The following is an 18,544-nucleotide window of genomic DNA, read 5'->3' on the forward strand; positions in this document are numbered from 1 at the left end:
AAGGTACAAATAACGCTGAATGTTTAAAATTATATCATAAGAAACATAAGTGCTTTCTTTGTCCTGAAGGTCACGGTTATTGCGCTAGCCCATCTAGACAGAAACAATAATAAACCAATCATAACTATTCTTACTTTGAAGAGGTTCATCACAAATCTACCACTGTTTTACTGAATTTCTTCCCACCCACTGTTTAGCTACATCAAGACAGTTGGCCATCATTTTACCGCGTTGTGTTGATTTAGATTGTCGATAGTATCTAATAGCTTCATTTGTTGCTAAACTGGCTACAGATAGAGAAAAACCAAGCTTCATTAACTCGGCCTTGACATTCGTCTCAATGAATTGTTCAGGAGTCATGCTTGACTTTCTCCATTTGGCGTATCATCAAATCCTGGTAGTCTTAATTGAGAAAGTGCCATAATTGTTTTTTCTGCTTTACGTATCTTATTCAGATGACGCTTACGTAGGTTCATTAAGTCGCTTCCCTTTCTACCAAAATTGTCAAACGACCATTTATTTGCAGCAACCAACCTGTTTTGCATTTCGCCAATCGTTAATGATTTCAATCCTTCCATATCTAACAGAGCAAGATTTGCTGGGTGGCTTTCTTTTTCCGCTAAATCCAGTAACCACTTACGCAGTGCTTTAGCAACTTTGGTTTTAGATAACATTCCGATTAGATGAGCGCCACGTAAAGAAAATATCCTAACTTCCGTTTCCCAATTATCGTAACCCTTTGATTTATCGCAGGTGGTCATTTTGACCACCCGAGACATCTCATCAGTAAACTCATCTTTGTTTCTGCTATAAATCTTACTCACTGACTTAACGTCTGCATATTCGAGTAGGGATGCTAGCGATGTAGAAGTAAACCAGATTTTTCCATCCCTATTATCAAATGGCATAACTTCAATGTTTTTAAATACTAATGTTTTAGACATAACGTATTACCTTCTTTATAAAATGAACCTTTGACGAAATAGGAATGCCAGCCCACCGAGGCTCGCCAGCTCTGCTGACACCCTCAAAGGCTCATTTCTATAAAGTCAGGTTCGGTGGAGTATTTAGATGCGCTTTCGTTGCGCTAGAATTGTTAAGATTTGAACCTGCCAATGACCGATTCATTGACATTGTGTATTGATGTACTGCTGTAGATATTCCGTCTGCTTCTCATTCTCAATCATCATCGCTCTGAGACGGAAATAATCTTGTCTAGCTGCTTCGCCAAATTGTGGGGTGGCTTCATCATATCGGCTCTTGGCGGTAGTGGTTTTGGATGTATGACACACGGCGTTGACCCGCAACCGCTTAGTGCCAGCACGAACAGCATCATTGAGCTTGGTAATTTGAGCTTTTGCATTATTGAGTTCCTCGGTGTGTTCAATATCGAGTTGGTGCAAGGCATCTATCTTCTGCTGCTGCAATTTCAACGCTTCAATTTGCGCTTGATATTGCTGTTTTAGCGTGTGGTAGTTTTGCTTGACGGTTTGATAACGGCTGTTGGTGAAAATGAGTGATAAAACCAATCCAATAATCGCTACGCCAAATGCGTAAGGTCTCCATAACATATTACGCTCTCTATTTCCCGACGGGTCATTAATCCTTTCCACTTTCTGCCATCGACATAAACCCAGCGTTTCATTTCTTCACAAGCGCCTTTTCGGTCATCAGCGTTGAGCTTTTTGAGTAATGTCGATTTGGCAAAATTTCCCACACCCACGTTGTAAGCAAATGAATAAAGCGCTGCTTGAGTCAGTGTGTTGATATTGACCTTGACCAGCGGGTCAACATACCGTTTAACCACCTTCAAATCGTCATCAAGCCACTTATCACAATCTTCTTGTGTGTAAGTCCGGTTACGGTGAATATCGTTACCTGTGTGACCGTAACAAACAGAAAGCACACCGCCACCATCGAAATAGGGCTTAAGTCTCAGCCCTTCGAAATGGGTTATCATGCTTGACGCTAAAAGCAATGCACTACCGCCTGTTGCCATCAATATTTTTTTCGGTATTTTCATATTGACGCTCCTTAAGTTTGTACTCCTTTTTGCGGTAGTACACGTTGATTAAAAATGTCCCTATCGTGCAGACAATACCGATTACTGCCACCCACTGCTCAAGGGTAAAGAAACCTAGAACAGTCGTCATGATGCCCCAAAGGTAGGCGGTAGGTGTTGAGTATTTTTCAGACATACGCATATACCCTCCTATTGAGGGTTCCATTGCTTTGAATAAATGTTAATTTGATTAAATTAAGCTAAGATTGCGATACAGCTAATTGATGAATTAGCTGATACTTAAATTAATAAACTAGAGAATGAAAAAATGATTGAGAAAAAATTTTACCCATTTAAATTTAACATGAATAAATCTATTCCAGAACCCATTGCACACGAGCTTGTAGCTATTAAGCAAGTTTTATTGGCGATAATTGCAACTGACTATGAGAAAAGACAAGTTGTGTTAGATGGGCTGTCAGAGATTAACTCACCAATAATGAAAGACGTAGTTAAAAATATTAAGCTGATTGACGCAAATCAGCTTTAATACACATCCCCGCATCGACACTGTGTTGATAATTGACTTTACAATTTGTTTTAAAATTGGATGTAGCCTTTTTTACTCGGGTTAAATCTAAAACGTTTTGAACAATAGCATTAACACCATGTTCTGATTTAGTACAGCAGTTCACCTTATTCATCTCTGTGAACTGTTTTTCCAATTCAGCTATTCTACTTTCTAATACTTCTATACGTTCGTCCATACTTTAACCTCATGTTTAACAATTAAACAGGAAGACAGCCGCCTTACTTGTTTAAGCTATTTGAACTGACAGTTTTGCGGCGGCGTAAACGAAATGCCCCACCATCAACAAGGGGTGTTTCTTCGTAAGTCGATCTTTTCGTTGATCTTTTTTTGCTCAAGAATATAATAACGACATATAGTATATGTTTTGAATACTAAATACTATATATAGGAATCCCTGATAGCGACAACTATCAGGGACGGAAGATAAAACGACAAGGTTTTACATGTGATCACGCATTTAGTTTATTTCACTTGGTGATCTGTGTAAAGCCCTGTTTATATACAGGACTGATTTTAATGAATAAGAATATTTGTCAAAAGCCTCATCGCTACAACCAGTTATTTACATCTCTTTCTAATAATCAAGGTCAAAATAGTCGTCATAAATGTGCGGGATGCGCCTATGAATTAGGTCGTCACCATGCGCTTACTGGAGCGCAAAAAGCTTATGACGACTCAGTTTTAACTCAAATTTCAGATAGTCAAGCTGGCGCTGTTCGTCATAAAGATGCTTTTGAGTCATATAATCACGGCTATCAATCCGTTTTCAAAATAGCATAAAAAGTAAAACCCCACGCTTTCACGTGGGGCTATGCACTACTGCCTTATTTACCTATATGTACCATACGAGCTTACAAAAAGTAGTGCGTTGATAGGATATTATTATTTGGTTAATGAAGCAACAAAAAACCCCGCAAAAGCGAAACTTTATGATTTTTTTATACAACTACATCAGCTTACCTTGAAATTGTTGCTCATTTGCTCATTAAAGTCAAGCCATAATTAGGTATAATTAATCATTTTATCAACAGTGTTTGGATTTTTCATGACTGTTATTAGCCGATTGTGTATTAAATACACGCTGGCATTGAGAATGTCATCAATCTCCCTTCGACATGTTATGCGTGATGGCTTTTTCCACCTGCCCCCCGCTCTGGTCTTCATCCTTCTGGGTTTCGCTATATTATGATAATAGGTGGCTATGCTTAATTTTGATTTTCCGTAAACGTAATAACTTAATAGAATTTGGTAGGCTTTTTCATCAATACGCATGACAGCATCAACCACTTGAGAAATGAGCAATCCTTCATCATCGTTACACATTGGCCTGGAAGGTATAACTTCCCCTTTCGCTTTTTGCATGAATCGCCAGATAATATTGAATTGCCGTTTATCAAGCTCTCCTGAGCTTACCCAAGCCCCCCATAACTCAAGCCAACCATTTACCCAGTCATGCTGTGCTTTGGTTAGTTCCAGTGACTTAACCGCTCTCATCTCTCCTCCGGCAAAAACAGGAATAGGGGCATGGTTTAAATGCCCTGCGTTGAATAGTAATGGTGGTTTAAAGTGTGTGGGCTTTTTCTTCGCCCATTCGAAAGGTAATGCCTGCCTGATACCAATCCGGTAAGAAAAACTCAATGCGCCCTATAAATCCATCAAGTCGCATCGTTTTCATTCTTTTTAGCTCACTTTTCATTTGACGGTAGATTTCATCCATTTCACCCACCTTGAACCTTACAGGGGTATTTGCTAGCATCGCTATTTTGGCAATGGTCATCTCACCATAAGTTATCTCTGCATGCGCGGTAAACTCGTAAGGGTCTTCGCCTAATTTACGATGACAGCCTTGACAGTGCGAAAAACTATTTAAGGGGTGATAACGGGTGGCTTTATGTCGTCTTGATTTGAAGTGTGAGCAGTGCAGCTTAGCGCGTTCATGCTGAAAATGTCGTCCGCAATAATCACATATCCAGTTTGTTCTTTCGCGAACTAATTCAGAGAACACAGCATCGTATTTATCCCTTTTTAGTGCCATTAAAATTATTTCTCCCAATAAAAAACCCCTCATTTGAGGGGCTATAAATGATGATTAAATTTAGGGTGATTGATTATTCAGAGAGTTTTTTGATTAATTCATCTTTGTGAATAATCATGTAACCAGCACGACGACCAATTTCGAACAATGACTCTAGTGAAGCGACATATTCATTATCATGAATCACTCTTGCGCTATCTACTTTGCCATTGGGTAGTAAAGTGAGAAGAACTTTATTGGATGCTCCAGTTACAGCGATCGCACTATTGAGTTCTGATTCCATTTTATCAAACTCAGCAATGTATGCCTCTTTAAATTGGGCTGCCTTTTTGCCTGTGAATCCCATCACCAAGAAAATAAAGCCGTTTTTTGTCATTTCATAAGCATCATAAGTATTACCTTTGTGTTCAAATTGAACCCGCCAAAAATTGCGGGTTAAAAATTGCTCAGAACAATCAAGGTTAGATATTTTTAAAACAACTTTTTGATGCTCTTTACCAAAGTAATCAGCGACGTCTTTAGACGTGGTTACAGCTTTATTATTGTTAATAGTAACTTTAGGGGTGATAGTAGAAAGCTGAAGTGTCATATGACCTCCGATGGTTTCGTCTGTGAAACACCACCTGAGAGGCTAATCTCGTATGGTGGTGAACTGAACAGGGTTAGCCTTACCAGTGAAACCAACTGGCGGATCTTTACGATCCCCCCATCCAGCCCACCATTGAGATGTAACTGAATTTTATCAATAAAAAACACGCTCACGGCGTGTACATTGACGTGGTCTCACTTATCAGGAGGCTAACCCTGACATCTGATTTTGCAGATGTACTGAAAATATAACCTGAACTATTGATAACGTCAAATTGAATACTCACTGCTCCTATTTTGTATTGCATAAAAGTCTTTTCCTGCTAACATTGCTAATGTCTCCTGCGTTAATCAGATTGATGATTAGCTGACAGGCTCCAAGACTACTCTACGGTGCGTCCATTGTAGCCAGCGTGACAGAAAGCGATTGCAAACGAAGTCAACGCTGAGAATAAGCCCCCTTTCATGGGGGTTTTGCTTTTGACTGCTCACTGTTCCTGCCCCTGTTTTAATTTCATATACTCCGAGCTTTCCGGTACTGTCACGAAACAACGTATGCCAATTGCCCAGCATTCCACTTTTTGCATAAAGATATGCATCTCACCCGTATCTAACTTTGATGTCCTCCTGAGCGTTCTGACGCGCTCTGGCTGCTGTGTGGTCACATCGATACGCTCTACCACTTCATAGCCTAAGAATGTATGTTTCAGCATTTCCTTCACCTGCTCTGGAGTGTAATTAGCGTCATTTGCACACAGATATTTACTTATCTCAGATGTCCACAAATGAAAAAGTGCATTTTGCGATAGGCTTCGAGTCTGCTTGAAGGGCTTGATAATAAGTTGATGCGGTTGGTTTGTTGCAAGAACAGCTTTTAGTGTTTGCCAGACGGATTGTTTCGTTGATTCGTGTAAGAGTAATTTGTCTTCCAGATATACCTCCTGTTCTTTTTCATTTCAAGAAAACATGGTTAAACAAGAAAGAAAGGATATATACCATTGTGATAGCTAATGATGTGACTGCCACTATTGATAAGAGCCTCAAAGAAGCAATAAACCACGTACTGTTGTCAATTTTGATAGTCAACATTATCATTGATATCACAACACCTAAAAAACAAAAGATATTCATGCTAATTTTGTAAATAAAGTTAATTATTTCATGCATTACCAGTCTTCCTTAGGCGGCTCAGGTAATGGCATCCAATAATCCGGCTCGAAAGTTAATTTTTCATCTTTATTACAATGATAAATGAAAGTACTATTCTCATTCTCTCGCCAGCCAACTTCAATTTCAAAGTCATCATTACAACGCTTACAAATTAAAACCAGTTCGTCTACTAATGGCAATCGTTCTTCACATTTAATCCACTCCATCATTAATCTCCTTACAGATAAAATTTATCAACTTGATTTGAGCTTGCTTTCCAGCTTTTACATTGATAGCAGTCCAGTAGTAACCTATCTCGCTAAATTGCATTTTGAACATGGACGGCTGGGATAACATTTTCAGGCAATCTTTTTTCTGATAGTGCTTTGTCGCTAAAGCGCTGCCAATGCACAGGTTCGCCGCCATCCTTAACAAGGGTTGCTTCAATTTGGTATTTCATTGGGGTGTCCTGATTATTTGAAGATGTTAAAGCTGAGTTTAATCTCTAGATACATTGTTATTCATCCAAACCTGGTCATAATCACTGTTTGGCATGTTGGCGATGTAATTATAAGGGCTTGTATTTTCTTCTGCTAAAATTGATGCGCCTGTTTATCCAGATACAATGAGATTTTTCCTTCCCACCCCTCACCATTGCGCTGTTTTTCTAAACACAATATGGAAGCTGGCTCTTTTAGATATTCCTGCTCTTTTTCAGTTAATAGTTGACTGGCTTCTAGCTTCTGTAGCGCTCGCTCTCTGCGTTTATTTCGCCAAATAATGAAAAGGTTATCGGCAAGGTCGGTGATTGAACCTGAGCCTTTTACGTCCATTTTCCCTGTGGGTTTCTCCTCACTTTCCGATTTACGGCTGTGTGTCACTAGAATAACGTGGCATGAGGTTTTGTTTTTAAAATCACATAGTGCATCCATGAAGGCTTTTTGCCCGTTGTAATCATCATCTGCAAGCCCACACTTCATCAGGCTGTCAATGATAAACAGGTTGATACCATATCGGCGGTTAGCATATCTGAAGATTTCCAATAATCGTGATGATTTCGCTGTCCCTGTTAAGCCAAATAACCAGAGCCTATCTTCATAAAACTTAAAAGCGGACTCAATTTCTAATTGTGAGGGTAATTTAGCACATGTCGCCTGACGGGTCAGACGCTTTAAAAACGTTGCGGGTTTTAACTCAAACGAAGCAACACAGGCTCTCATTCCCTGACGCATTGCTTCACACAGAACATGCCCCAAAATTTCACTCTTACCGTGCCCATTGACTCCATTAAGTAGCGTTAACTCAGATTCACGATAACTGAAATGCCGATTTAATGACTCCCAAGGTGTTTTGAACAAATATTCCTCTTTGCCGTAAAATGCATCAAGCGTGCTTTGATAAAAATCTCGCGCTGTGCAGAGTTCTTCTGGGTCAAAATAAGCTGCTGTTTCAAGGCAATGTACAATTTCCTGCTGCGTCATACCAGCCTGTAAACATTCGTTGATGTCCTTGTGGGGCAGTTTAACTAAACGACACCGATATTCTCCTAATCGACGGGCGATTTCCAGGGCTGCCTGTTGTCCCACTTCGTCATTGTCCATCGACAACCAGATTTCAGTAAAGCGGTCAAGGTTGTGAAATTCATATTCAATCCACTGTTGTTTGGCTCCGCAGCCACCGCCAAAAGGAACCGACAATGCACTCAACCCATACTGGTGATAACTCATGCAGTCAATTTCACCCTCGCACAATATGACTGCACGGGTTGCTTTGGGTAGCGCTTGCCAGCCGAACAAACACGGTTCACAATCCGCTTCAACTGAAATAACTTTCTTCCCATCAGGTCTTGCTGTGCTAATGCGTTTAACCTGTATCAGCTCGCCATCTCGCTTGTAAGGGAACGCGATAGCGGGTAATTCCCTGTTATCTTCAGGTGACCAGACAATCCCATCACTGACCTGAAATTCTTTCGCCGTTTTTCGGCCTATGCCTCGTGATTGAAGATATTCGTAACAGTCTTGTGGTTTTACGGACGGTTTTTTTAGTGATGCGGGTTGTGGACGTTTAAACTGTTTTTTCCGTTTTGCTTCAAATGTACCCGATTCATCCGCTATCCCTAGAAACTGCTTTGCTTCCGCCATCGCCTGATGCAAACTACAGCCCCTGACCTGAACCCACAAATCGAGTAAATCGCCCCCTGTTCCCTCTGCAAAATCTGACCAGACCTTTTTGCCAGAGAGATTAACTTTTAAACTTTTTCCCTGCTCACCATGCACAGAGCCAGCCACCCACTCGTGCCCCTCTTTTTTGCCTTCAGGTAAAAGATATTTAGCCACTCTGACAACATCAAGCCACAACCTCTCAGATAATTCCGTAATGCTAATCATGCTTCCCTCAGATTAAATTTGTCAAACCCGTATTGTACAATGCCCGCGCTCAGCCAGCCGTGGTTGTACCCACGGATGAGTATTGATTTGATAATTGATTTCATGATGATTTTGTTAGAAAAATACCAAGCCGTTTTTAGCGATGGTCATTGTTGATTGATTGGGTATAGGTTGTCTTTGCTGCTTGCGTTTGCGTGCCGTCTCGTTTTGATAATTCAATTTTGCACTCAGTGCTGAAAACCAGTTTTTAGGTTTTTCTTTGCTGAATTCAACATCAAACCGTTTCAATTCCTGCAATAAATCAATATCTGAAAATATCGACGCCCATTGTTCAAAATCTTTTGGTTGAGTCGAATCACTTCACCTTCAAACGCATAACGAGATATTTTTTCAATCGATTTTTTTTTGAACAGTTTTTTGGGTGTTAAGATCTTTAGATTCTATGTTAGGTTCTACTGATAGATTCTGAGTACCGTTTTTGGGATCCTTCAAAGTACCGTTTTGGTACTGTTCAAAGTACCGTTTTGGGATCGTTACCAATTTCGGTACTGTTCCCATTTTGGTACTGTTTATCATCCCGTTTTGGTACTCTTCTTCGGTTATATTTAACCGTAAAACTTTAACTTGTTTTGTTGCTCCTTTTCTCTCTCCAGTATCGATTATTAACCCTTCAGCTATCATTTGGTTAATTTGTCGGCAAATAGTTTTTCTATCTAACCCAGTATCATTTGATAGCCTCTGAATACTGGGATAGCAACAATGATGTTCATCAGCTCTGTCAGCTAGAGCTAGTAATAACAACTTCTGAGAAGCTTTTAAATTAATTTTCCATACCCAATTTGTTGCTATTCTACTCATACTGATTACCTCTAATGGATTCTTCGCGATGTTTAAGCCTTAATTTTGCATTTTCTAATGCGGCTTTTAGCTTCTTGGCGGCTAACTCTGTGAAAGAGCGATTGACTCTCTCTCTAATAATGTTTTTATGAATATTTGACTGGTAAAATCGGCGTTTATTTGCCATAATGACCTCGCTGAAATTGAAAGAAAAAAGGGAAAACTGGCGTTTCCCTTCTCCTTGAAAGGTAACCCAAACTTAAAGTTGGATATGATGTTTGCAGGCTCCATTGTTTTTTAACTCTGGAGCTTCTTTTTTTGGCAATCTCAAATGTTCCAGCATATCTATCAGCTTGCGTATCTCTTCACCTGAGATATTTGTGATGACCACTTCCTGCGTCGATGAATTAGGCACACTCACCACATGCTTAGGCAAGCCGTATTCTGAAACGACCTGACAGGCTAATTTAAATATTCTGGTTTTATCCCGACTCGCTGTTGATGGGTGAATTCCTAGTGATTTGGCAAACCCGTTATTACCCCCTTCTGATGCCATCTTCTGGTAGAAGTAAGATTCTAGATGCTCTGGTTTGCAAGTGATTTTGATAGTATTTGAATATTCCATGGTTATAATCCTTAAATAATAAAATTCCCTACCTCGATATTCCTATGAGGTTGTGGTGGCTCTAACGCTTATTCAGAGCGAGTCAAAATGTTAAAGAACGGTGTTACTCAGATAGTATTTTGCTTATCAGCAGGGATACCATCTGTTGGGTTTGGGTAAAGATCTGGCCTAATTTCATGTGGCTTTATGCCTGTAAGTTTATAAATTGGTAATAAACGCTCAGGTGGAGCTTTACCAGCATTCTTTTTGACCCATCTATTCAAAGAAGCTGGTGTAACTCCTAAAGCAATAGCCAATTTTCGCTGGCTTCCAAATTGTTTAATGGCTTTATCAAGTCCGTTCATAAGCACTCCTTGATTCTTAAAGATTAACAATTGTAAGCATTTGGCTAACTAATGTCAACAATATGCTAGATTGAGTGATGTTAGTATCTTGCTTATACTTTAATTATGAAAAAAATGAATATCGAAAAAGAATCGTTGATAACACAACGTCTTGATGAATTATTAAAAACTAGGCATATGTCTAAATCTGACATGGCCAGGATTACTGGTGTAAGTCGTGCTTCAGTCAATGGTTGGTTCAAACGCGGCAGTATAAGCAAAGAAGCAGCATTAAAACTATCATCTGCAACTGGGGTGTCATTAGCATGGATATTGGGAGAGGACGCTAGTAACTTGGTCGAATTATCACAAGATGAAATGAAACTCTTAGATCTATTTCGAGAATTACCTAATGCTGAAAAACTGAATATGTTATCAGCATTTGAAATGCGCTTAAAAGAGTTAAAAGAATACTACAATCGTTATGTAATTAAAAACAATTAACCCTTTTACGCATAAATACACTTACTAAATAATAAGCCGCATCAAGCGGCTTTTTTTATTTATCATACATTAATTGCTTGCTTTAAGTTGACAAATGTTAGCTAGTTGCTTACACTCATTTCCATCAACTCACTGCAACAGGCAAACGCCAGACAATACCACCAGTTATCTGAAACTTTGCCAAACGTTGCTAAGTAGCCAGCCCGAGGCATATGAACATGAAGGCAAGTGTAGTTCATCAGTAACTAAGTCATTCGCTCTTTAACATATTGGAATCACCGCTCTGAATAAGCGTTAGAGCAACCCCACCAAGTGAGTTTTGGGGTGTGTGAATATAACAGAACAGTCAAATCTCGTTTTTACATCAGGGAATAAACAGACTGTGAGTAAAAACCGTAAGCATCCCGGCACACACCACTAAAACTTATTTAGGAGAAACAAAATGGCAACCATTATCTTTAAACCTAAAAAAGACAATGCTAAATCCCGTCGCCTGGCAAAACAAATGGCATTCTGGGATAGAAAACGCGCTGAATACGAAGCGAAACCTAAGCCACGTACTACAGAGCAAATCCTTGATTCCATATTCAACAAGCAAGATGACACCGTTAATACCATTGCATCACTCACTCTCAATCTAAAAGACAAAAAGCTTCAGCCTTCATTTGATAACTGTTGCTTACCGAATACTTATCTCTATTCTGCGAGAAGATACTCAAAAAACCGCAAATCAAATAGCATACAGACAAAATGATTTGATAGTCTTTGCAGCAATCTTATCCTACACTTAATTCCATAAGTTTCAGATAATAGTATTCCCTCCCGATGGGCTGGGAATTTATAAATCTCCCAATTTCAGGGAGGCCAAGTTGTTAAAGAGCGGTGGTGTTAAAAATCGTAATTATTTATTATTCACTTTCAGGATGAGGGAATAACTTTGGTAAATCAGGTCTAAAAAGGTAAGCTGGAACTTTACCTTCAGTAGCTTCAACTAAATCAGGTACGTACTCTGGCGATATTCGCTTTTTACCACTTAACCAATCGCAGATAGTCGATTGAGCTAAACCGCATTTTTTTGCTAAGGCTTTTTGGGTGCCTACAATTTCAATTGCGGTTTTGACTGCAATATTTTTCATAATATCACCTTATCTATTTAACTTTGGTGATTTTATTTATCACAATGGCGAATGTCAATAGCTATAGGCTCTTTGCTTTTATATCGCTTAAGCGATAAAATTGGAATAAATTTAAAATATTACTTATAGAGGTTATTGACGTTGAATTTTTCAGAGCGATTGAATTTTGCTATGCAAAAAGCAAAAGTTACTCAAGGAGCTTTAGCAAAGTCTGTTGGTATGGCTCAATCTAGTATTTGGAAATTAACATCAGGAGCAGCAAAAAGCTCTACAAAAGTAGTTGAAATAGCAAAGGTATTAGGTGTACGACCAGAATGGCTCGCCAGCGGTATCGAACCAATGACTGATAATAATAATAAATTAAAGCATTCAGAATTAAAAAATACGCGGTTAAAACTAAACATTTTCGAAGAAATGAAGAATCAAGATTTAGAAGAATTTGTCGAAATTCCTCTTTTAGATGTAAAATTATCAGCAGGTAATGGATCCTATGAGACTGACGAAAGATCAAAAATTTGTTTATTATTTAGACGTTATTCACTGAAGAAAATGGGAGTTCATCCTCAATCTGCTAGATTAGTGAGAATTTCTGGTAATAGCATGGAACCAGCCCTAAATGATGGCGATGTAGTTGGAATTAATACCGACAAGACCTCTATTGAAGATGGAAAAACATATGCCATATCTCATGATGATGTGCTACGAGTAAAAACTTTAATATCAGCTCCAGGAAAAATAATTATCCGATCCGTAAACAGAGAAGAATACCCTGATGAGATTATGACGTTAATAGATTTTAAACAATACATTCGAATTATCGGCCAAGTATTTTGGTCTTCTCACGCTTGGTAGCTATTTTAGTACCATAACATATTCCTTTCTTTTTAATTTTTTTAAATTAATTTCACCTACCCTAAAGCTATTATTTGTTACTACATGTCTTGTTTTTTTAGTCTAAAAATCACTATATCTAATAATTAAACCCCAAAATAAATCACTTTAGGCTTGACTTAATTTATCGCTATAGCTATTATTCATCCCATCAACTCACTGCAACAGGCAAACGCCAGACAATACCATGAGTTATCTGAAACCTTGCCGGACGTTGCCAAGTAGCCAGCCTGAGGCATATGAACATGAAGGCAAGTGACGACAGTTGAATACTACCGCTCTTTAACACTCTTTCGCTGAAAAAGCGTAACCACAAAACACCCAAACAGTCGGTTTTGGGGTGTGTGAAATTGCCAAAATACAGTCATTCTTCTAATGCCAATACCAGGGTACCACCAAGATGACTGTAAATTTGACGCTTAGCCCTATCACACACCACCAAAACTTATTGTCAGGAGGTAATATGTGTAACTTTCATGGTTATGATAATGCTCGTCGTCGTAGAAATGAGCGTAGAAGAGCCAGGCAAGCAGCTTATGAATATAACAAAGCACTTAATATGGCACTGAAAGCAGCCTTAAATCGAAGCAAACCCTCTCAGCAACAAACACCAACAAACACTAAACGCCCTATCCTTTCACTAAAAAGAAAAGTGATAAATCGTGTAGAAAAAGCAATATCAATTCGTCCTACTAAAGTTTATGACGCATTTAATAACTGCTGTTTGCCTATAGCAGCTTTGTATACTTCTAGACGTTTTCACAGTAAACCTAAATCCAACTTTGGAGTCACTGCTAACTGTTAAAGGTATAAAAATGATTTTGACGGTCGATAAAAAAGCACTTCTCAGTGCAATGATTTTTCAGGCTAAATGTGATATCAGATATTATCTAAACGGCATTTGTTTTGCCCCTGATAAAAAGCTGTATGCTGCTGACGGTTATCGAGTTTTTATTGGTGAGCATGAGACTGAATCGCTACATGAAAGCGTGATAATTTCAATTAAAGGCGCAAAATTTACTCGCTTTGACAAGGCACAGATTGATACCCAATATAGAATTGTGACCTATCTTGATAAAGACGGGTTACGCGTTGGTGCAGCAATCTGTGAGGTTATTGAAGGGAAATATCCTGACATTAACAGAGTAATTCCTAAAGAAAGCAAGCCCGTTTCAGAGATTGGCTTCAATGCCAGCTATCTTGCGGATATCGAGAAAGTAGCAAAAATTTATAACCCGAAATATAAATCAATAAAAATTAAACCTAACGGTAATGACAGTGCCGCAATTGTCGAGTTAAACAAAAACACATCCGTAATCATCATGCCGATGAAGATCTAATTACCGTTTGACATCTTCCTCGCCCTGGACGACAGGATTTTACGGCATATATGATAAACCTGAATCACATTTTGGAGTCACCGCTAATGGATGAAAACAAAAAAATAATACAAGTTCAAATTGTTGCTGATGTTAGCGCAAAATGTAACTATATCGTAGATATGACCGAAGAAGATTATAGAAAATTTGAAAAAATTATTGATTCACAAATGACATCCAGAGAGATGAATAATGCAATTCTTGATATAGCCTGCAAATATGGAATTTATGACAATATCGACTTCAACGAACCTGAGGACACTGAATTCCATCGGATTGGCGCATCAACAATCTATTAATATTTTGGAGTAACATCAAAATTATAAATTTGAGCCATTGTTATTTTAGCTCATTGGTATTGATAAAAATTATTGCATGAGTGATTATTAATATTGTCAGGTGAAAAAATGAGTAAAAATATGCCAACAATGAATTTTGATACTAAAAATCAATCTTTTAATGAATTATTAAGTCCTTCATATAACTACATTGTCCCTCCTTTTCAACGTGATTATTCTTGGGAAGAGTCTGACTGGAATGAACTTTGGCAAGACATAGTAAGTTTACTAAACGATGAGCCATATTCTTTTCATTATATGGGTTACCTGGTACTACAAAGCGAAGATACAAAAAATTTTAAGATTGTTGATGGGCAACAAAGGATTACAACCATTAGTATAATAATTCTAGCTGCATGTTCCATATTTGATGATTTAATAAATAATAATATTGATACAGAACAAAACAAAACAAGGAAAGAAAAATTTATAAGTAGTTATATAGGTTATACAGATCCTGTTCTAATCTGTGAACATACTAAATTACAACTAAATAAAAATAATGATAATTACTATCAAACTTATTTAGCTACATTAGCAAAGTTACCACAAAGAAACTTAAATAACTCAGAGCATAAATTAAGGAAATCATTCTTTTTCTTCAAAAAAGAAATGGAAAATTATTTGTCTGAAATTCATGATAAAGGAACAGGATTAGCAAAATTAATTGTTTTTATAACAGAAAAGCTTTGCTTTACAACAATTACGGTAAGTAATGAAATCAATGCATTTAAAGTTTTTGAAACTCTAAATGCCAGAGGAGTAAAATTATCATCTACTGATTTATTAAAAAATTATATATTTTCAATTATTACTAACGAAAGTACTCATAATAATGAACTACGCCACTTAGAAAATAGATGGGAAAGAATTGTATCTATATTAGGAAACGATGAACTTACAGAACTTGTTCGCATTTATTGGAATAGCAAAAATAAATTAGCAAGAAAAAAAGAATTATTTAAAACGATAAAATCAACAATCAAAACAAAAGAGGACGCCTTTAATTTATTAAAAGAAATAGATAATTGCGCAGAAGTATACTCTGCTTTAAAAGATACTAAAGACTCCAATTTTTGGGATGATGAAGAAAAACATTACCTTGAATTACTATTCAATATATTCAATGTCAAACAACCATTTTCAATGCTTATTGCCTGCTATAATGCATTTTATAACAATGACAGGAAAGGATTTAAAAAAATATTAAAATATATAACAATAATAACATTTAGATATAATATAATTTGTGGAATGCTTCCTCATGAACAAGAAAGATTATATAGTTCAATATCACAAGGAATTTCATTAGAAAGTTATGGTGTTTCAAAAGTATTGAAAAATTTAAAAATTAAATTATATCCATCAGATGATACATTCAAAAATGATTTTTCAAATAAAATAATAAAGACTGGTAATAATAGAAATACAAAACTTATAAAATATATACTTACTGAAATAGAAAAAAGTATAACAAATAGTACATCATACTATGATTTAAATACGGTAACTGTAGAGCATATTTTACCAAAATCTCCATCTGATGAATGGAATATTGGAAACGATTATCATTTTGATAACCTAGTACATAGGATAGGTAATATGTGTTTATTAGCTAGCAATGACAATAAAAAGATAGGAAATAAATCCTTTGAGTATAAAAAACCATCCTATATCAATAGTAAATTTGATATAACAAAATACATTGGGAGTAATTATGAAGAATGGAATGAAAATTCAATAATAGAACGCCAAAAATTCTTAGCAAAAAAAGCATTAAATATCTGGTCACTGAATGACGAATAAAATAAATCATCCTTGTACTCAGTTAACACAAAACGCCGCCGCCCTATTCTGTTCTGGGGACAGTCAAGACTATAAATTATCTTTCAAATAGCTAAATATAGTTTGATTGCGTTTACCCGTCCGTGATGACTGTAATCGGACACCAAGAGGCACTTGGGCACACGTCCTAACTCATGCATAAGACCTAATTAGGTCTTTTTTTTCACCTGAAGGTAATTAAATGAATAACGATGAATTAAGAAAAATTCTTGATGAGCATAAATTTTGGGTAGATTCGATGGGCAAGAATGGTCGTAAAGCCAATCTAAGTGGTGCCAACTTAATTAGAGCAGACCTACAGGGAGCAGACCTATGGGGAGCCAATCTACGTGGAGCAGACCTATATGAAGCCAATCTACGTGGAGCAAACCTATGTGGAGCTGACTTACCCCATGATACATTCGTTATTATGGGTGAACCCTATCCAATAATGATTACAAATGGAGAAAATCTTCGTGCAGGATGTCAACATCATTCGGTAGAAAAGTGGCGACAATTTAGCAAAGAAGACATCGTGAACATGGATGGCAGAAAAGCGCTTGAGTTCTACCCTCGCTTACTGGATATGCTGGATTTTTACCTGGGAAAAGGTGAGCGCCCTGACTGGTTAAACCAAACGGCACAATAAGAAGGATTAAACACGATGAGATTGGACAATCCACGCATTGTAACAGCAAAACACCCTAATATGGGTAATCTGGTTGGCGTAACTAATGGCAGTCGTGATTTGAGCGATTCAATATACTTAAGCAGTATTGATATTCGTGATGACGATGACAGAGAAGTACGCACTTTTAAGACAATCATACAGTGCTTAACAAATGAAAATGATCGTCTTAAGAAAGAGAACCGGAGACTGATGAAGATATACCGTGAAATTGACAAAAAGCGAAATAATTTTTCTTTTATCAATTTAACTTAAATTAACGCTTATTTTAATAATTCAATCTTAAAGGAAAATATAATGAACATGAAACTCATCGAATTAGCTATTCCAGCTAACCGTAAATTTGTACTCTATTTTGGTATTAAAATGTCTATCAATGAAGACCATCACTTTATTGCAACAGATGAATGGGGAGACGTGATGTCTTTCAAAAAAAGACCCATAAAAAAAGATTTTCGCTTTGGTTGGGAAAACGATGGAACTGATGATAGCGAACTACCTGAACTCGTTGCTAAAGTTGATTTGAATGGAATCGACTGGAATAACACGCTCAAAACAGTTGAAGAGTGTCTGTTCACTTAAATACCCATCGAAAAACCTTCCGCCTAAACCCCTTTTTTTAATTCAATCTTCAATTAACCAGGAGCTAAAAACATGAACCAGCTTAAACAGCAGGAGCTGCGCTACGTCTTAAATAGTGACAGCTTCGCCCAAAAAGACAGCTTAAAAATTATCCCCACCGTGCTAATCATTGCGTTGGCAAGCCTCGTTTTATTGTTAGCAAGATAGGAATAACTCATGACTTTATTTGAATTAACTCAGTTGGTTAAGAAGCAAAGAAAAAGCAATGAGCTTAAGGAACATAACAAATATGAACATCAACGTGAGGTACTGGGGCAACAAAATGTTCCTGTTAGCTGGCAGGATTTTCGAGGAGATTTTACATGAAAATGCCGAGGCTAACGGATAAAAGGAGATGCCAATCAAAAGAAGACGCTATTGCCTATGCAATACAACAGATGGAGGCAACCAGGCAAGGAAAAGAACCATTGTCGCCATCGATGAAAGAAAAGCGTCAGGCAATGGAAATGTACGATAAAGAAGCAAAGGAGCTAGAAAAATTAATAATTCAATCCTCGCCAAATACTTACAATCCTATATATGTTCAAAATAAAGAATACAATCCTTTCCTTGATCAAGAACTAAGAGATGGACCGTTAGGTGGAAAAATAAGAGGTGATTAGAT

33 protein-coding genes and 2 pseudogenes are annotated in these 18,544 nt (G+C 37.4%); 16 read left to right on the top strand and 19 right to left on the bottom strand.

Translation table 11 applies throughout. The features are described 5' to 3' along the window. Positions 1-156 precede the first annotated feature (156 nt). From LDL57_RS08485 to LDL57_RS08505, 5 genes are all read right to left on the bottom strand, one after another. On the bottom strand, positions 157-360 hold the full coding sequence (locus tag LDL57_RS08485) for an NUDIX hydrolase (RefSeq protein WP_180560412.1): 204 nt from the start codon (positions 358-360) through the stop codon (positions 157-159). Beyond that, a complete protein-coding gene (locus LDL57_RS08490; RefSeq protein ID WP_225505419.1) occupies positions 357-944 on the bottom strand; it encodes a BRO-N domain-containing protein in 588 nt (195 codons plus the stop codon). The genes LDL57_RS08485 and LDL57_RS08490 overlap by 4 nt, the downstream gene beginning before the upstream one ends. Positions 945-1,124: 180 nt before the next feature. Then, positions 1,125-1,571 (bottom strand): lysis protein, encoded by a 447-nt coding sequence (locus tag LDL57_RS08495; protein ID WP_225505420.1) that lies wholly within the window; start codon positions 1,569-1,571, stop codon positions 1,125-1,127. Continuing rightward, entirely contained in the window at positions 1,541-2,023 is a 483-nt protein-coding gene (locus LDL57_RS08500; protein WP_225505422.1) for a lysozyme, read from the bottom strand. The genes LDL57_RS08495 and LDL57_RS08500 overlap by 31 nt, the downstream gene beginning before the upstream one ends. Next, positions 1,983-2,204: a phage holin family protein gene (locus LDL57_RS08505; RefSeq protein ID WP_180560102.1), complete on the bottom strand. Its 222-nt coding sequence runs from the start codon at positions 2,202-2,204 to the stop codon at positions 1,983-1,985. The genes LDL57_RS08500 and LDL57_RS08505 overlap by 41 nt, the downstream gene beginning before the upstream one ends. Positions 2,205-2,330: 126 nt before the next feature. On the opposite strand from LDL57_RS08505, the gene LDL57_RS08510 reads away from it, so the two are divergent. Beyond that, positions 2,331-2,552, top strand: coding sequence for a hypothetical protein (locus tag LDL57_RS08510; RefSeq protein WP_225505423.1), 222 nt, complete (start codon positions 2,331-2,333; stop codon positions 2,550-2,552). Here the strand turns inward: LDL57_RS08510 and LDL57_RS08515 are convergent. Beyond that, on the bottom strand, positions 2,524-2,769 hold the full coding sequence (locus tag LDL57_RS08515) for a hypothetical protein (protein ID WP_180560104.1): 246 nt from the start codon (positions 2,767-2,769) through the stop codon (positions 2,524-2,526). The two genes, LDL57_RS08510 and LDL57_RS08515, sit on opposite strands and share 29 nt — an antisense overlap. A gap of 341 nt (positions 2,770-3,110) precedes the next feature. On the opposite strand from LDL57_RS08515, the gene LDL57_RS08520 reads away from it, so the two are divergent. Further along, positions 3,111-3,374, top strand: a complete 264-nt coding sequence (locus LDL57_RS08520) for a hypothetical protein (protein WP_225505424.1) — start codon at positions 3,111-3,113, stop codon at positions 3,372-3,374. 222 nt (positions 3,375-3,596) lie between these two features. Here the strand turns inward: LDL57_RS08520 and LDL57_RS08525 are convergent, their stop codons facing one another. The 4 genes and pseudogenes from LDL57_RS08525 to LDL57_RS08540 form a co-directional block, all read right to left on the bottom strand. Beyond that, positions 3,597-4,088 (bottom strand): antiterminator Q family protein, encoded by a 492-nt coding sequence (locus LDL57_RS08525; protein WP_225507506.1) that lies wholly within the window; start codon positions 4,086-4,088, stop codon positions 3,597-3,599. A gap of 67 nt (positions 4,089-4,155) precedes the next feature. Then, the gene (locus tag LDL57_RS08530; protein WP_225505425.1) at positions 4,156-4,629 is read right to left on the bottom strand and encodes a hypothetical protein; all 474 of its coding nucleotides are present in this window, start codon (positions 4,627-4,629) and stop codon (positions 4,156-4,158) included. Positions 4,630-4,900: 271 nt separating this feature from the next. After that, positions 4,901-5,218: pseudogene (locus LDL57_RS08535) on the bottom strand (Rha family transcriptional regulator); the annotation flags it as partial. A 487-nt stretch (positions 5,219-5,705) separates the two neighbouring features. Then, complete coding sequence (locus tag LDL57_RS08540; RefSeq protein WP_225507508.1) at positions 5,706-6,149, bottom strand: recombination protein NinB; 444 nt, start codon at positions 6,147-6,149, stop codon at positions 5,706-5,708. On the opposite strand from LDL57_RS08540, the gene LDL57_RS08545 reads away from it, so the two are divergent. Next, positions 6,077-6,361: a hypothetical protein gene (locus tag LDL57_RS08545; RefSeq protein WP_225505426.1), complete on the top strand. Its 285-nt coding sequence runs from the start codon at positions 6,077-6,079 to the stop codon at positions 6,359-6,361. The two genes, LDL57_RS08540 and LDL57_RS08545, sit on opposite strands and share 73 nt — an antisense overlap. A 22-nt stretch (positions 6,362-6,383) precedes the next feature. Here LDL57_RS08545 and LDL57_RS08550 read toward each other — a convergent pair whose 3' ends face one another. From LDL57_RS08550 to LDL57_RS08585, 8 genes and pseudogenes are all read right to left on the bottom strand, one after another. After that, positions 6,384-6,596 carry a DUF551 domain-containing protein gene (locus tag LDL57_RS08550; protein WP_225505427.1) on the bottom strand — a complete coding sequence of 71 codons (213 nt, stop codon included), beginning with the start codon at positions 6,594-6,596 and terminating at the stop codon, positions 6,384-6,386. Between the two features lie 89 nt (positions 6,597-6,685). Further along, on the bottom strand, positions 6,686-6,826 hold the full coding sequence (locus LDL57_RS08555; protein WP_225505428.1) for a DUF1187 family protein: 141 nt from the start codon (positions 6,824-6,826) through the stop codon (positions 6,686-6,688). A gap of 38 nt (positions 6,827-6,864) precedes the next feature. Beyond that, a pseudogene (locus LDL57_RS08560) lies at positions 6,865-8,753 on the bottom strand (bifunctional DNA primase/helicase). Between the two features lie 114 nt (positions 8,754-8,867). Continuing rightward, a complete protein-coding gene (locus LDL57_RS08565; protein ID WP_225505429.1) occupies positions 8,868-9,041 on the bottom strand; it encodes a hypothetical protein in 174 nt (57 codons plus the stop codon). A gap of 102 nt (positions 9,042-9,143) precedes the next feature. After that, positions 9,144-9,611: a helix-turn-helix domain-containing protein gene (locus LDL57_RS08570; RefSeq protein WP_225505430.1), complete on the bottom strand. Its 468-nt coding sequence runs from the start codon at positions 9,609-9,611 to the stop codon at positions 9,144-9,146. Then, complete coding sequence (locus LDL57_RS08575; RefSeq protein WP_225505431.1) at positions 9,604-9,777, bottom strand: DUF2740 family protein; 174 nt, start codon at positions 9,775-9,777, stop codon at positions 9,604-9,606. Before LDL57_RS08575 ends, LDL57_RS08570 begins: the two co-directional genes overlap by 8 nt. 72 nt (positions 9,778-9,849) lie before the next feature. Next, positions 9,850-10,146 carry a hypothetical protein gene (locus LDL57_RS08580; RefSeq protein ID WP_225505432.1) on the bottom strand — a complete coding sequence of 99 codons (297 nt, stop codon included), beginning with the start codon at positions 10,144-10,146 and terminating at the stop codon, positions 9,850-9,852. Positions 10,147-10,322: 176 nt separating this feature from the next. Then, positions 10,323-10,559, bottom strand: a complete 237-nt coding sequence (locus LDL57_RS08585) for a transcriptional regulator (protein WP_225505433.1) — start codon at positions 10,557-10,559, stop codon at positions 10,323-10,325. Positions 10,560-10,736: 177 nt separating this feature from the next. Between LDL57_RS08585 and LDL57_RS08590 the strand changes: the two genes are divergently transcribed. Both LDL57_RS08590 and LDL57_RS08595 read left to right on the top strand, forming a co-directional pair. Further along, positions 10,737-11,042 carry a helix-turn-helix domain-containing protein gene (locus LDL57_RS08590; protein ID WP_255653810.1) on the top strand — a complete coding sequence of 102 codons (306 nt, stop codon included), beginning with the start codon at positions 10,737-10,739 and terminating at the stop codon, positions 11,040-11,042. A gap of 442 nt (positions 11,043-11,484) precedes the next feature. Further along, positions 11,485-11,796 carry a hypothetical protein gene (locus tag LDL57_RS08595; RefSeq protein ID WP_225505435.1) on the top strand — a complete coding sequence of 104 codons (312 nt, stop codon included), beginning with the start codon at positions 11,485-11,487 and terminating at the stop codon, positions 11,794-11,796. A gap of 154 nt (positions 11,797-11,950) precedes the next feature. Here the strand turns inward: LDL57_RS08595 and LDL57_RS08600 are convergent, their stop codons facing one another. Next, the gene (locus LDL57_RS08600) at positions 11,951-12,178 is read right to left on the bottom strand and encodes a helix-turn-helix domain-containing protein (protein WP_225505436.1); all 228 of its coding nucleotides are present in this window, start codon (positions 12,176-12,178) and stop codon (positions 11,951-11,953) included. A gap of 141 nt (positions 12,179-12,319) precedes the next feature. On the opposite strand from LDL57_RS08600, the gene LDL57_RS08605 reads away from it, so the two are divergent. The 11 genes from LDL57_RS08605 to LDL57_RS08650 all read left to right on the top strand — a co-directional run bounded on the left by LDL57_RS08605 (position 12,320) and on the right by LDL57_RS08650 (position 18,542). Then, a complete protein-coding gene (locus LDL57_RS08605) occupies positions 12,320-13,030 on the top strand; it encodes an XRE family transcriptional regulator (protein ID WP_225505438.1) in 711 nt (236 codons plus the stop codon). 502 nt (positions 13,031-13,532) lie between these two features. Next, positions 13,533-13,874: a hypothetical protein gene (locus LDL57_RS08610; protein ID WP_225505440.1), complete on the top strand. Its 342-nt coding sequence runs from the start codon at positions 13,533-13,535 to the stop codon at positions 13,872-13,874. Between the two features lie 10 nt (positions 13,875-13,884). After that, positions 13,885-14,409 carry a beta clamp domain-containing protein gene (locus LDL57_RS08615; protein WP_225505442.1) on the top strand — a complete coding sequence of 175 codons (525 nt, stop codon included), beginning with the start codon at positions 13,885-13,887 and terminating at the stop codon, positions 14,407-14,409. A 50-nt stretch (positions 14,410-14,459) separates the two neighbouring features. Next, entirely contained in the window at positions 14,460-14,747 is a 288-nt protein-coding gene (locus LDL57_RS08620; RefSeq protein ID WP_225505446.1) for a hypothetical protein, read from the top strand. A gap of 108 nt (positions 14,748-14,855) precedes the next feature. Continuing rightward, complete coding sequence (locus LDL57_RS08625) at positions 14,856-16,592, top strand: DUF262 domain-containing protein (RefSeq protein WP_225505447.1); 1,737 nt, start codon at positions 14,856-14,858, stop codon at positions 16,590-16,592. Between the two features lie 220 nt (positions 16,593-16,812). After that, positions 16,813-17,259: a pentapeptide repeat-containing protein gene (locus LDL57_RS08630; RefSeq protein WP_225505448.1), complete on the top strand. Its 447-nt coding sequence runs from the start codon at positions 16,813-16,815 to the stop codon at positions 17,257-17,259. Positions 17,260-17,274: 15 nt separating this feature from the next. After that, entirely contained in the window at positions 17,275-17,553 is a 279-nt protein-coding gene (locus LDL57_RS08635; protein WP_225505449.1) for a hypothetical protein, read from the top strand. 42 nt (positions 17,554-17,595) lie between these two features. Further along, positions 17,596-17,880, top strand: coding sequence for a hypothetical protein (locus tag LDL57_RS08640; RefSeq protein ID WP_225505450.1), 285 nt, complete (start codon positions 17,596-17,598; stop codon positions 17,878-17,880). Between the two features lie 72 nt (positions 17,881-17,952). Next, positions 17,953-18,087, top strand: a complete 135-nt coding sequence (locus tag LDL57_RS17750; RefSeq protein ID WP_255498959.1) for a hypothetical protein — start codon at positions 17,953-17,955, stop codon at positions 18,085-18,087. A gap of 9 nt (positions 18,088-18,096) precedes the next feature. Next, the gene (locus LDL57_RS08645) at positions 18,097-18,246 is read left to right on the top strand and encodes a hypothetical protein (protein ID WP_225505451.1); all 150 of its coding nucleotides are present in this window, start codon (positions 18,097-18,099) and stop codon (positions 18,244-18,246) included. After that, entirely contained in the window at positions 18,243-18,542 is a 300-nt protein-coding gene (locus tag LDL57_RS08650) for a hypothetical protein (RefSeq protein ID WP_225505452.1), read from the top strand. The genes LDL57_RS08645 and LDL57_RS08650 overlap by 4 nt, the downstream gene beginning before the upstream one ends. Positions 18,543-18,544 lie beyond the last annotated feature (2 nt).

The sequence above is a fragment of the Arsenophonus apicola genome, from assembly GCF_020268605.1.
GTDB lineage: Bacteria > Pseudomonadota > Gammaproteobacteria > Enterobacterales > Enterobacteriaceae > Arsenophonus > Arsenophonus apicola.